Annotated in this window: 11 protein-coding genes; 4 read left to right on the plus strand and 7 right to left on the minus strand. The window is 55.7% G+C overall.

Annotated features, from left to right (window positions below):
- Positions 1 to 2: 2 nt before the first annotated feature.
- The gene (gene clsB / locus F0Q32_RS20145; protein ID WP_149464488.1) at positions 3 to 1,244 is read right to left on the minus strand and encodes a cardiolipin synthase ClsB; all 1,242 of its coding nucleotides are present in this window, start codon (positions 1,242 to 1,244) and stop codon (positions 3 to 5) included.
- Positions 1,241 to 2,002, minus strand: a complete 762-nt coding sequence (locus F0Q32_RS20150; protein ID WP_149464489.1) for an endonuclease/exonuclease/phosphatase family protein — start codon at positions 2,000 to 2,002, stop codon at positions 1,241 to 1,243. The genes clsB and F0Q32_RS20150 overlap by 4 nt, the downstream gene beginning before the upstream one ends.
- A 131-nt stretch (positions 2,003 to 2,133) precedes the next feature.
- On the opposite strand from F0Q32_RS20150, the gene F0Q32_RS20155 reads away from it, so the two are divergent.
- Positions 2,134 to 2,550 (plus strand): YbhQ family protein, encoded by a 417-nt coding sequence (locus F0Q32_RS20155; protein WP_015965245.1) that lies wholly within the window; start codon positions 2,134 to 2,136, stop codon positions 2,548 to 2,550.
- On the opposite strand, the gene F0Q32_RS20160 is transcribed toward F0Q32_RS20155, so the two are convergent.
- The 5 genes from F0Q32_RS20160 to cecR form a co-directional block, all read right to left on the minus strand.
- Positions 2,512 to 3,618 (minus strand): ABC transporter permease, encoded by a 1,107-nt coding sequence (locus F0Q32_RS20160; RefSeq protein ID WP_149464490.1) that lies wholly within the window; start codon positions 3,616 to 3,618, stop codon positions 2,512 to 2,514. The two genes, F0Q32_RS20155 and F0Q32_RS20160, sit on opposite strands and share 39 nt — an antisense overlap.
- 95 nt (positions 3,619 to 3,713) lie before the next feature.
- Positions 3,714 to 4,847 carry an ABC transporter permease gene (locus F0Q32_RS20165; RefSeq protein ID WP_149464491.1) on the minus strand — a complete coding sequence of 378 codons (1,134 nt, stop codon included), beginning with the start codon at positions 4,845 to 4,847 and terminating at the stop codon, positions 3,714 to 3,716.
- Complete coding sequence (locus tag F0Q32_RS20170; protein ID WP_149464492.1) at positions 4,837 to 6,576, minus strand: ATP-binding cassette domain-containing protein; 1,740 nt, start codon at positions 6,574 to 6,576, stop codon at positions 4,837 to 4,839. Before F0Q32_RS20170 ends, F0Q32_RS20165 begins: the two co-directional genes overlap by 11 nt.
- The gene (hlyD, locus tag F0Q32_RS20175; protein WP_149464493.1) at positions 6,569 to 7,561 is read right to left on the minus strand and encodes a secretion protein HlyD; all 993 of its coding nucleotides are present in this window, start codon (positions 7,559 to 7,561) and stop codon (positions 6,569 to 6,571) included. Before hlyD ends, F0Q32_RS20170 begins: the two co-directional genes overlap by 8 nt.
- Positions 7,558 to 8,235: a transcriptional regulator CecR gene (gene cecR, locus F0Q32_RS20180; RefSeq protein WP_149464494.1), complete on the minus strand. Its 678-nt coding sequence runs from the start codon at positions 8,233 to 8,235 to the stop codon at positions 7,558 to 7,560. Before cecR ends, hlyD begins: the two co-directional genes overlap by 4 nt.
- A 260-nt stretch (positions 8,236 to 8,495) precedes the next feature.
- On the opposite strand from cecR, the gene rhlE reads away from it, so the two are divergent.
- The 3 genes from rhlE to ybiB all read left to right on the plus strand — a co-directional run bounded on the left by rhlE (position 8,496) and on the right by ybiB (position 13,175).
- The gene (gene rhlE / locus F0Q32_RS20185) at positions 8,496 to 9,887 is read left to right on the plus strand and encodes an ATP-dependent RNA helicase RhlE (RefSeq protein ID WP_149464495.1); all 1,392 of its coding nucleotides are present in this window, start codon (positions 8,496 to 8,498) and stop codon (positions 9,885 to 9,887) included.
- A gap of 149 nt (positions 9,888 to 10,036) precedes the next feature.
- Positions 10,037 to 12,181: an ATP-dependent DNA helicase DinG gene (dinG, locus tag F0Q32_RS20190; protein ID WP_149464496.1), complete on the plus strand. Its 2,145-nt coding sequence runs from the start codon at positions 10,037 to 10,039 to the stop codon at positions 12,179 to 12,181.
- Between the two features lie 31 nt (positions 12,182 to 12,212).
- A complete protein-coding gene (gene ybiB, locus F0Q32_RS20195; RefSeq protein WP_149464497.1) occupies positions 12,213 to 13,175 on the plus strand; it encodes a DNA-binding protein YbiB in 963 nt (320 codons plus the stop codon).
- The last annotated feature ends 122 nt before the right edge of the window (positions 13,176 to 13,297 follow it).

Below are 13,297 nucleotides of genomic sequence, written 5' to 3' on the forward strand. Positions count from 1 at the left end.
TTTCATTGTCGGGCTCCTGAATTCTCCGGTTCAACGCGATCCTGGGTTTCCATCGTCGGCAGTGCGGGGGGAGGGACTTCCGCCAGTTTTGGCGTGTGCGCCGGTAGCCAACCCGCCATCGCCGGGAAATGGCGCAGGAAGTGGAAGACCACTACGCCAATGCCGAGGTTTAACCAGCTGCGCTTAGGCACCATAGTTTCGTCCACGCGCTGTGAATCACGGGTAATCAAGGTATTGAGATTGTCGCGCAGCGTTTGGTTAAACTGGCGGTCGTGAATCATGAGATTGGCTTCAAGATTCAGCGACAAGCTCAACGGGTCGAGGTTGCTGGAGCCGACCGTCGCCCAGTGGTCATCCATCAGCGCGACCTTGCCGTGTAGCGGGCGGCGCTGGTATTCATAAATATGCACACCGCTGTTTACCAGATAACGATAAAGCAGCACCGCGCCCACTTTAACAATGGCCATATCCGGGTTGCCCTGAACCACCAGTTTCACTCGCACGCCGCGTCGTGCAGCCCGACGCATGGCATGCAGCAGGCGATAGCCGGGAAAGAAGTAGGCGTTAGCAATGATCACTTCACGTTTGGCAGTTGCCAGCATTCGCAAATAGTGGCGTTCGATATCAGTGCGGTGCTCGCCATTGTCACGCCATACCAGCAGCGCCTGCGCCTCGCCAGGCATCCGGTTTTCTTCCACACGATGGTGCCTGCGCCACCAGCAGCGTACCGGGGCATTTTCCGGCAGATTTTCCAGCTCAAACTGCACAATGTCCTGTACGACCGGACCTTCAACCTGCACTGCGTAATCCTGTTTGGCTTCCGGGCCATAGTCGGACATATGTTCAGCGGAATAGTTGATGCCGCCAATAAAAGCGATCTGGGCATCCACGACCACAATTTTGCGGTGCATACGGCGAAAGAGGTTGGTTCGCATGCCAAAAACGCGCGGACCGGGATCGTAATAGCGAAAAATAACCCCCGCTTCGGTCAGTTCATTGACAAATTCATCGCTTAAATCGGGTGAGCCGTAGCCATCGAGCAGGGCTTCTATCTGCACGCCTCGTTTTGCGGCACGCAGTAGTACCGCATGTAACTGCTTACCGACGTCGTCTTCAAACCAGATAAAGGTTTCAAGGATCACTTTACTTTTCGCATGATCGATAGCTTTAAAGACCGCAGGGTAGTACTGATCGCCATTCTCCAGCAGCGTAATCTGGTTGCCTTCTCGCCAGGCGCATTTCATAGGTGGATCTCCGCGCTAAGGGGCGCATGGTCAGAAAGGTGACGCCAGCCGCGCAGGGCCAGTTTAGTGGGCTGACTGGCATTGGCATTTTTTACGTAAATTCGGTCAAGGCGCAGCAGTGGCAGGTTAGCCGGAAAGGTGCGTGCGGGCCGCCCCCTCGCGCGGGTAAAAATCTCTTCCAGCCCGGCCTTTGCTTTTAATGGATGATTTGCTTTCTGCCGCCAGTCGTTGAAATCACCGGCTACCAGTACAGGATCGCCCTGTGGCAGCGTATTGACGAAATCGGCGAGCATAATTAGCTGCGCCTGACGCTGTTTTTCCCCAAGGCCAAGGTGTACGCAAATGACATGAATCGGCGTGCGAAGCTGCGGGGGCGTGATGCGGCAATAGAGTAGCCCGCGTTTCTCGCTGTTGCCGACGGAAACATCGTGATTTTCAAAATGTTCGATAGGGTAACGCGAGAGCACCGCGTTGCCGTGATGCCCATCGGGATAGACGGCATTGCGACCATAAGCGTAATCGCTCCACATGGTGTCGGCGAGAAATTCATAGTGCGTGGTTTCAGGCCAGTTTTCGACCCGCATTGAGTGCGCCTCGTGTGCGCCCAGCACTTCCTGTAGGCAAACAATGTCCGCGCCGACAGTGCGAACGGCGTCACGAAGCTCCGGCAAAATAAAACGTCGATTAAATGCCGTAAAGCCCTTATGGGTGTTAATTGTCAGTATTTTTACCGAAAAAGGCGTGCTGTTCGCGGACATTTGGCTCCCGTTATTTATATTCTCCTGACTAAATAGTGTAGTCGGCGTCACAAAAAGATGCGGTGATACGGAATTTTCCGTAAAGTGGCGTACTCTGAATAGGCAAATAAAATCCTTCAGGAGAAGAAGCCATGAAGTGGCAACAACGCGTTCGTGTCGCAACAGGGTTAAGTTGCTGGCAGATTATGTTGCATTTGCTGGTTGTGGCGGTGCTGGTTATGGGCTGGATGGGCGGTGCATTAGTCCGCGTCGGTCTGGGCCTGTGTGTGCTCTACAGCGTAACGGTGATTCTGATGCTGGCATTACAGCGCCACCGTGAACAGCGCTGGCGTGATGTGGGCGACGTACTCGAAGAACTCACCACCACCTGGTATTTTGGCGCGGCAATTATCGCCTTATGGCTGCTGTCGCGAGTGTTACACAATAACTTTCTGCTGGCCCTTGCGGGGCTGGCGATCCTCGCCGGGCCAGCGTTGGTCTCTTTGTTAGTTAAAGAGAAAAAACGCAACTCAGGCGATCTTCCGGCGAAACATCGCGTACGCCACTGAGCCTGTCGTGGCCGCTATCACCAGTAGCGGCCACAAACTTCCCCACACAATCGTTAAGCTCGCATCCTTCAGATAAATTTGCTTGGTGATATCCGTAAAGTGACGAATGGGGTTTATCCACGTCAGATTCTGTAACCACACCGGCATGTTCTCGACGGGGGAGACGTAACCCGACAGCAGAATCGCCGGCATCATAAAGACGAACACGCCGATAAACGCCTGTTGTTGGGTTTCGCACAGGGAAGAGATCAGCAGCCCAAAGCCCACCAGCGATAACCCGTAAATAATCATGGTGAAGTAGAACAGCGCCAGCGAACCGGCGAAGGGAATCTGATACGCCCAAATGCCGATACCCAGCACGATAGTGGCCTGGAAGGTCGCCACAATCAGCGCCGGAACCGCTTTGCCGATAAAGATCTGCCAGGTCGCCAGCGGTGAGACCAGTAGCTGATCCAGTGTGCCTTGTTCACGTTCACGCGCTACCGAAAGCGACGTTACGATCATCACGCCGATGGTGGTGATCATGGCGATCAGCGACGGCACCACAAACCATTTATAGTCCAGATTCGGGTTATACCAGTTGCGCACCACCAGTTCGCTGTTATTGGGTTTTGCCTGGCCGTCCGTTAACTCCTGCTGATAGTCTTTGACGATCTGTTGCAGGTAGTTAGCCGCGATTTGCGCGCTGTTAGAGTTTCGCCCGTCAAGAATCAACTGCATTGGCGCCTGCTGGAAGGTGTCGAGATTACGCGAGAAATCCGCCGGGAAGCGCACCAGCAGCAGCGCTTTCTGGGTGTCGATGGTCGGTTGGATCTCCTGCGGGCTTTTCAGCAGCAGAATATGGGTGAACGCTTTGGCGCGGGCGAAACGTTGCGTCAACTCCACCGCGTGTTTGCCGTTATCCTCGTTGTAGATGGCGATGGTGGCGTTGGTCACTTCCAGCGTCGCGGCAAAGGGGAAAAGAATCACCTGAATCAGCACCGGCAGAATCAAAATGGCGCGGGTCTGCGGCTCGCGCAGCAGCGATTGCAGCTCTTTGCGAATTAATGTCCATAAGCGATAAAACATAGTTTATTCCTCAATGCCGGATGGCGGCTTCGCCTTATCCGGCCTACAAAAAGCGCCGTATGTAGGCCGGATAAGCGTCAGCGCATCCGGCAAAATCAATCCAGTCGACGTTTCGTTTTCAGCCATGTCAGGCCAATAAACATCACCGCCGAGGCAATCAGAAACAGGGTGTTAATCACCAGCACCACAGGGATATTGCCCGCCAGGAACAGGCTTTGCAGCGTGCTCACGAAGTAGCGGGCCGGGATGATATAGGTCACGATGCGAATCGCCGCAGGCATGCTGTCAATCTGGAAAATAAACCCGGACAACATAATTGATGGCAGAAACGCGGCGTTCAGCGCCACCTGCGCGGCGTTAAACTGGTTACGGGTGATGGTCGAAATTAACAAGCCCATCCCCAAGGTGCTGAGTAAAAACAGACTGGTAATGAAAAACAGCACCAACAGCGAACCGCGATAGGGCACACCGAGAATAAACACAGACACCAGCATGCAGAGCAGCATCGCCAGCATGCCAAGGAAGTAGTAGGGGATCAGCTTACACAGCAGCAGCTCAACGCGGGTTACTTCGGTTGAAAGCAGGGCTTCCATCGTGCCGCGCTCCCATTCGCGCGCCACCACCAGCGAGGTTAGGATTGCACCAATCACCGTCATGATGATGGTCACTGCGCCGGGAATGATAAAGTGCTGGCTGATGGCGGCCGGGTTAAACCAGTAACGGGTCTGGACATCAATGAGTGGTGTAAATGATTGCCCTTTGTCTTCCGCACGCTGAGCCTGCCAAAGCTGCCAAATCCCTTGCGTATAGCCCTGTACAAAGTTAGCGGTGTTCGGCTCGCTACCATCGGTAATAACCTGAATTGGCGCGGTTTCATTGTCGCGCGCCATCTGGCTATCGAAATTCACCGGGATCACCACCAGCCCGCGAATACGCCCGGCCTGCATCATCTCAACCAATTGCTGGCGGTTATCGCTGATGGTGGCGTCAATATAGGGCGAGCCGGTCATGGCGTGGGTAAAATCGAGCGCTTCTTCGCTCTGCTGCTCCAGCAAAATCCCCACCCGCAGCTTGCTGGAGTCGAGGTTGATGCCGTAGCCAAAGATAAACAGCAGCAGCAATGGAATGACGACGGCAATCAGCCAGCTACTGGGGTCGCGGATAATCTGCCGCGTCTCTTTAACGCACAGCGCGCGTACGCGTCGCCAGGAAAGGGGGCTATTGCGCATCGGCGTGCTCCTTATCCCAGTTGTGGATTAAGGTGATGAAAGCCTGCTCCATGGTTGGGTCGATCTGTTCATCGTCGGCGGCCTGCGCTTTCAGGTCATCCGGTGTGCCGCTGGCAATCAGTTTGCCGCGATACACCAGACCAATGCGATCGCAATACTCGGCTTCATCCATAAAGTGCGTCGTCACCATCACGGTCACACCTTTCTCCACCATGCTGTTGATATGCAACCAGAATTCACGGCGGGTAATGGGGTCAACGCCGGAGGTGGGTTCATCGAGGAACAGAATATCCGGCTCGTGCATGAGCGAGCAGGCGAGCGCCAGACGCTGCTTAAAACCAAGGGGCAGAGAGTCGGTCGCGTGGCTGGCAATACTTTTCAGGCCGAAGGCCTCGCTCATGCGGGCAATTTTGTCATTCTGCGCTCGCCCTCGCAGGCCATAGACGCCGGAGAAAAAACGCAGGTTCTGCTCCACGGTCAGGTTGCCGTAGAGCGAGAATTTTTGCGCCATATACCCCAGATGCTGACGCGCTTTGCCAGAGCTGACTTTCAGGTCCATATCCAGCACCAATGCTTTTCCGGATGTCGGTACCAGCAGGCCGCACATCATTTTAAAGGTGGTCGATTTTCCCGCGCCGTTAGGGCCGAGCAGGCCAAAAATTTCCCCGCGTTTAACGGCGAAATCCACGTGGTCGGTGGCGGCAAAGTCGCCAAATTTTTTGGTAAGCTGTTTGGCCTCAATCACCGTCTCTTCCGGCGAACCCTCAACCGTATGTAGAATGGCGCCCAGCGGCGATTCCGAGGTTCCCGCACCGCCCAGCAGGTCGATAAAGGCATCCTCAAAGCGCGGCGTGGTTTCGTCAATCTCGATTTCTGGCATTTCCGGTGCGTGGCGAATATCGTCGGCGGTGGCCTCTTTTTTGAGGATCACCCGCACCGAGCGCCCCTGGATCATGCCATCGCTCACCTGGGGTAATTTCAGTGCACGCTGTAACAGACGGCGGTTGTTTTCCGCCGGGCTGCTCATCAGGAAACTGCGCCCGGCCATGGTTTTCGTCAGCGCCGTCGGCTCGCCCTGATAAAGCAATTCACCTTCGTTCATCAGCAGCACGTCGCGGCACTGCTCGGCTTCGTCGAGGTAGGAGGTGCTCCACAAAATTAGCATCCCGTCGCCCGCCAGTTCGTGCACCATTTGCCACAGTTCGCGGCGCGAGATGGGGTCAACGCCCACGCCCGGTTCATCGAGCAACAACACTTTCGGTTCGCCCACCAGCGTACAGGCGAGCCCCAGTTTTTGCTTCATCCCGCCGGAGAGTTTCCCCGCCAGCCGTCCGGTAAACGGCCCCAGCGCGGTAAACTCCAGCAGACGCGCGAAGGTTTTCTTTCGCGCGTCGCCGGTAACGCTGCGCAGGTCGGCATAAAGATTGAGGTTCTCCATTACCGTTAAATCTTCATACAGGCCAAATTTTTGCGGCATGTAACCCAGCATGCTGTGCAGCTCGCTGTCGTTTTCGATAGGGTCGAGCCCCAGAACAGAAGCCGTTCCTTCGTCGGGTTTCAGCAGGCCGGCCAGCATACGCATCAGGGTGGTTTTCCCCGCGCCGTCCGGCCCCACCAGCCCGGTCACATAACCAGAGTGAATGGTACAGTTCAGCGGCGCGACGGCGGGTTTATCCATACCGGCGAAGCGTTTCACCAGCCCATCGAGCTGGATGATGTCCTCACTCATGGCGCGACTCATCGTTGAACTTCAGCGTCACCGGCATCCCCTGACGCAGGGTATCGTCGGCATCGGTCACGATAATACGCAGGCGATACACCAGGTCGGTACGCAGATCCGGCGTCTCAACGGTTTTCGGCGTAAATTCTGCGGTGGGTGATACGAAGCCGATTTTGCCGTGATACGGCTTGTCCGGGCGACCGTCGGTATAGAGCAAAATTTCCCGGCCTGGCTGCGCCTGATTTAGGTTTTTCTCATCCACATAGGCGCGGACCCATACCGGACGCGTCAGCGAAAGGGTGAGGGCGGTGCTGCCTGCATTAAGCATGCTGCCGGGTTCTACCGCGCGGGTAAGCAACGTGCCGTCCGACGGTGCCACCAGGGTGGTGTCGTGCAAGTCGAGCGTTGATTGCGCCAGCTGCGCCTGCGCCTGTTCAAGATTGGCTTTCGCCTGGGCAATTTCCTGCGGCCGATTCCCGGCGCGGTATTGGCTCAGTTTATCCTGCGCCGATTTCAGTGTTGCCAGCGCCTGGTCACGTGAGGAACGCGCATTTTCCAGATCGTTGGCGGAAATCGTGCGGCTTTTCCACAATCCTTGCTGACGGCCGTAAAAGTTCTGCGCGTAGTCATAGGCGGCCTGCGCCTGTTTAACCGCGGCGGCGGCCTGGGCAATCTCTTCAGCCCGATAACCCGCCATCATCAGGTCATATTGTGCCTGGGCGGTTGAGACATTCGCTTTCGCCTGCATTAGCGCATTTTCATAGGGCGCTTTATCGAGCTGGCCCAGCGTTTGCCCGGCTTTAATGGCATCGCCTTCGTCCACGGTTAATGACTGTAAACGGCCACCGACGCGGAAACTCATATTGACGGTGCGGATATCCACGTTGCCGTAGAGCGTCAGTCCGTTGTCCTGGCGGCTCTGATACCACCAGGTTCCGCCAATGGCGGCAACAATCAGCACCAGCACCAGTGCAATAATGACCGGTTTCTTCATTGTTTCAGGCTCCTTTGCGTTAGTCCCTGTAAAATGAAATCGATGTGGCAGCTCACCACCTGGAAAATCTGTTCCGCTTTCTCGTCGTCAAAACGGGCCCATCCGGCACGCAGTAAAATGGTCTCGCGCCCCAGGCGGAACGCGAGGATTTCACCGAGCAAGGCGTGCGTGTGTAGTATGGTTTGCGTGTCGTGCGGATCGCGCCCGGTGTACGCGGCAATCAGATGCGTAAGGTGCGTATGCATCGGGGCAATTACCCGTTCGTGGATATGTTGATAGGCGGCGGTGGGCGAGAACTGTTCACGTGAAATAAACTTACTGAGGTTGACCGTATCGTCCTGAGTCAGCAGCAGAATCATGTTCTTGCAGGCACGCAAAATCAGTTCATGAATGGCGGCTTTATCGGACTCCGGCTGGGCGAAAAGCGCTTCGGCGGCCTCTACGTGCGGGCGGAAGTTTTCACCGATAAAATCAGCAATCCACTGGGCGCAGGCGAGGTATAAGTCGTCCTTTGAGCCGAAGTAGTAGGTTATCGCCGCAATGTTCTGCCCGGCCTGCGCCGCGATATCACGGGTGGTGGCATGCAGCCCATACTCGCCAAACTGCGCGAGTGCGGCGGCGATGAGCTGGCTTTTGGCCTGTTCGCCTTTGGTAGTGATGGGAGTCGTATTCATCGCGTCACAGAAAATTAATCAATCGATTGATTAACATTATGTCCAAATTTTGAGCTTGTCCAGTTGCATACGCAAAAAACGGCGAAAACACAGAATATTCACCGCCCCGCAGGCCGCCTGGCTGGAGAGATATTTTATGCGCCAGGTCACAAAAGCTGCTACACTCCGGCCCTTCATGACATTGTGGTTTTTGTCATTATCTGGTTTGTAATCCCCTCGAAAACTACACCGCTTGCGGTCGGGGTGGGTGTGGAGTAATTATGTCTTTTGATTCACTGGGGCTTAGCCCTGAAATTTTGCGTGCCATTGTTGAGCTTGGCTATCGCGAACCCACCCCCATTCAGCAGCAAGCAATTCCTGCGGTATTACAGGGCCGTGACCTGATGGCCAGCGCCCAAACCGGCACCGGTAAAACGGCAGGCTTTACGCTGCCGCTGTTGCAGCATCTGATTACCACTCAACCGCATGCTAAGGGCCGTCGCCCGGTACGCGCGCTGATCCTCACGCCAACCCGTGAACTCGCCGCGCAAATTGGCGAAAACGTGCGTGAATACAGCCAGTATCTGAACATTCGTTCGTTGGTTGTGTTCGGCGGTGTGAGCATTAACCCGCAGATGATGAAACTGCGCGGTGGCGTTGATGTGCTGGTGGCGACGCCGGGCCGTCTGTTAGACCTGGAACATCAAAATGCGGTAAAACTCGACAGTATTGAAATTCTGGTGCTGGACGAAGCGGATCGTATGCTTGATATGGGCTTTATCCACGATATTCGCCGCGTACTGGCAAAACTGCCGGCCAAGCGTCAAAACCTGCTGTTCTCCGCCACATTCTCTGATGACATTAAAGCGCTGGCGGAAAAACTGCTGCATAACCCGTTGGAAATTGAAGTCGCGCGCCGCAACACCGCCTCTGAGCAGGTAACGCAGCATGTGCATTTCGTTGATAAGAAACGTAAACGGGAATTGCTGTCACAGATGATTGGCCAGGGCGACTGGCGTCAGGTGCTGGTCTTTACCCGTACCAAACACGGCGCAAACCACCTGGCAGAACAACTGAACAAAGACGGTATCCGCAGTGCGGCTATTCACGGTAACAAATCTCAGGGTGCACGTACGCGTGCGCTGGCTGATTTTAAATCCGGCGATATCCGCGTGCTGGTGGCAACCGACATCGCCGCGCGTGGTCTGGATATCGAAGAACTGCCGCACGTGGTGAACTACGAGCTGCCAAACGTACCGGAAGATTACGTGCACCGTATTGGCCGTACTGGCCGTGCGGCGGCAACCGGTGAAGCGCTGTCGCTGGTTTGTGTTGATGAACACAAACTGCTGCGTGATATAGAAAAACTGCTGAAAAAAGAGATCCCGCGTATTGCTCTGCCGGGTTATGAGCCAGATCCGTCCATCAAAGCAGAACCGATCCAGAATGGTCGTCAGCAGCGTGGCGGCAACGGCGGTGGTCGCGGACAGGGCGGTCGCCCGCAAGGTCAGGGCCAGAGCCAGGGCCGTGGGCAGCAGCAGCAACGCCGCAGCGAAGGCGGCGCGCCGAAGACTGACGCCAAACCGAAACAATCCCGCCGCATTGGCGATGCCAAACCGGCAGGCGAACAGCAGCGTCGCCGTCGCCCGCGTAAACCGTCTGCCGCACAATAACGGTTTACGCATTGCAGGGCGGATGAGCGAAGCACCTCCGCCGTGAAGCAAATTTCTGAAGCCTGGCCGCAAGCCAGGCTTTATTTTTTGCTGCCCGCGTAAGAAAGTGCCACAATAGTGGCTGTTTATACAGTATTTCAGGTTTTCTCATGGCATTGACCGCTGCGCTGAAAGCGCAAATCGCCGCCTGGTATAAGGCGCTTCAGGAACAGATCCCGGACTTTATTCCCCGCGCGCCGCAGCGGCAGATGATTGCTGATGTGGCAAAAACGCTCGCCGGGGAAGAGGGGCGGCATCTGGCTATCGAAGCGCCGACCGGCGTCGGGAAAACCCTTTCTTATCTCATTCCCGGCATAGCGATTGCCCGGGAAGAGCAAAAAACGCTGGTGGTCAGCACTGCCAACGTCGCGTTGCAGGATCAGATCTACAGTAAAGATCTCCCGCTGCTGCGCAAAATTATCCCCGATCTTAAGTTTACCGCCGCCTTTGGGCGCGGGCGCTACGTTTGCCCGCGTAACCTCAACGGGTTGGCGAGTACCGAGCCCAATCAGCAGGATCTGCTCGCGTTTCTGGATGACGACCTTACGCCGAACAATCAGGAAGAGCAGAAGCGTTGCGCGAAACTGAAGGCCGACCTCGACAGCTATAAATGGGATGGCCTGCGCGATCACACGGATATCGCGATTAACGATGATTTGTGGCGACGTCTGAGCACCGATAAAGCAAGCTGCCTGAACCGCAACTGCCTCTACTATCGCGAGTGCCCGTTTTTCGTCGCGCGGCGCGAGATCCAGGAAGCGGAAGTAGTGGTCGCTAACCATGCGCTGGTCATGGCCGCGATGGAAAGCGAAGCGGTGCTGCCGGAGCCAAAAAACCTGCTGCTGGTGCTGGATGAAGGCCATCATCTGCCGGATGTCGCACGCGATGCGCTGGAGATGAGCGCGGAAATCACTGCGCCCTGGTATCGCCTGCAACTCGATCTTTTCGTCAAGCTGGTGGCGACCTGCATGGAGCAGTTTCGCCCGAAAACCACGCCGCCGCTGGCTATCCCGGAGCGTTTGACCGCTCACTGTGAAGAACTTTACGAGTTGATTGCCTCACTCAATAACATTCTGAATTTATATCTTCCGGCGACCCAGGAAGCGGAACACCGCTTTGCGATGGGCGAGCTACCGGAGGAGATCATGGAAATTGTCCAGCGGCTGGCAAAACTTACCGAGATGCTGCGTGGGCTGGCGGAACTGTTTTTAAACGATCTCAGCGAGAAAACTGGTTCGCACGATATCGTGCGTTTGCATCGCGTTATCCTGCAAATGAACCGTGCATTGGGCATGTTTGAGTCGCAAAGCAAGCTCTGGCGTCTGGCGTCGCTGGCGCAGGCATCCGGCGCGCCGGTCTCTAAATGGGCGACACGCGACACGCGTGATGGTCAGATGCATCTGTGGTTTAACTGCGTGGGCATTCGCGTCAGCGATCAGCTGGAACGCCTGCTCTGGCGCAGCGTGCCGCACATTGTGGTGACATCCGCGACGCTGCGGTCGCTCAATAGCTTCTCGCGTTTGCAGGAGATGAGCGGGCTGAAAGAGAAAGCGGGCGACCGCTTTGTGGCGCTCGATTCGCCGTTTAATCACGTTGAGCAGGGCAAAATCGTGATTCCGCAAATGCGCTACGAGCCGTTGATGGAAAACGAAGAGCTGCACATTGCGGAAATGGCGGCCTATTTCCGTGAGGCGCTGGAAAGTAAAAAACATAAAGGCATGCTGGTGCTGTTCGCCAGCAACCGCGCGATGCAGCGTTTTCTTGAGCATGTGACCGATTTGCGTCTTTTGCTGTTGGTGCAGGGCGACCAACCGCGTTATCGGCTGGTGGAACTGCACCGTAAACGCGTCGAAAATGGCGAGCGCAGCGTGCTGGTCGGGCTACAATCATTTGCAGAAGGGCTCGATTTAAAAGGTGAGCTGCTCAGCCAGGTGCATATTCATAAAATCGCCTTCCCGCCCATCGATAGCCCGGTGGTGATTACCGAAGGCGAATGGCTGAAAAGCCTGAACCGTTATCCGTTTGAAGTGCAAAGCCTGCCCAGCGCGTCGTTTAACCTGATTCAACAGGTAGGGCGTCTCATACGTAGCCACGGTTGTTGGGGCGAAGTGGTGATTTACGACAAGCGCCTGTTGACCAAAAACTACGGCCAGCGTCTGTTAAATGCGCTACCGGTATTTCCTATTGAGCAACCTCCGGTGCCCGATGTTAAAGTAAAAAGCAAAGCTAAAACGACTCGTCGCAAAAAACGCTAATCGGCACGCGATACCGGACAAGGAGCATCTGATGGATTTACGCAATGTGATTAAAGAGATTGGCCGGGGTAAAAACCATGCCCGTGACCTCGATCAGGACACCGCCCGCAGTCTCTATACCCATATGCTCAATGGTGATGTGCCCGATCTCGAAATGGGCGGCATCCTGATTGCGCTGCGCATTAAAGGGGAAGGTGAGGCAGAGATGCTGGGCTTCTATGAGGCGATGCAGCAGCACACCCTGCGCCTTAAGCCGCCGGTGGGTAAACCAATGCCGATTGTTATCCCCAGCTATAACGGTGCGCGAAAACAGGCCAACCTGACGCCGCTGTTGGCGATACTGCTGCACAAAATTGGCTTTCCGGTAGTGGTACACGGGGTGAGCGAAGACCCGACCCGGGTTATCAGTGAAACCATTTTTGAACTGCTGGGCATTGAACCTACGCGCCATGCCGGGCAGGCGCAGGCTAAACTTGATGGCCATCAGCCGGTGTATATCCCGGTTGGCGCGCTGTGTCCGTCGCTGGAAAAACAGCTTTCTATGCGCTGGCGGATGGGCGTGCGTAACAGTTCGCATACGCTGGCGAAGCTGGCCACGCCGTTTGCCGAAGATGCCGCGCTGCGTTTATCGAGCGTTTCACATCCGGAATATGTAGGGAAGGTTGCGAAGTTCTTCTCGGATATCGGGGGGCGTGGGCTGCTGATGCACGGTACAGAAGGTGAAGTGTATGCTAACCCGCAGCGTTGCCCGCAAATTACGCTGATCGATGCGCAAGGCACGCGGGTTGTGAGCGAACGGCAAACGGAAACAGCAAATGAAGCCTTGCCTGAAGGAAAAGATCCGGAAGTGACCGCCCGCTGGATTGAGCGCTGCGTGGCAGGAAGCGAGCCGGTGCCGCAATCGCTGAAAATCCAGATGGCATGTTGCCTGCTGGCGGCAGGGGAAGTGGCATCGCTGGACGCGGGGCTGGCGAAGGTGGCGGAGTCCTACTAATCGCCGGAAAAAAGGCAAAAAAACCCGGCGTGGCATGCCGGGCGTCAAAAAGGGTATCAACAAGTTCAATGAGGGTTACAACAGCCGCCAGTGGGTTAAGCTGGCGGGGTACAACTTTAGGC

Origin of the sequence: Pseudocitrobacter sp. 73 (assembly GCF_008369545.1) — a bacterium.
Lineage (GTDB): Bacteria > Pseudomonadota > Gammaproteobacteria > Enterobacterales > Enterobacteriaceae > Pseudocitrobacter > Pseudocitrobacter vendiensis.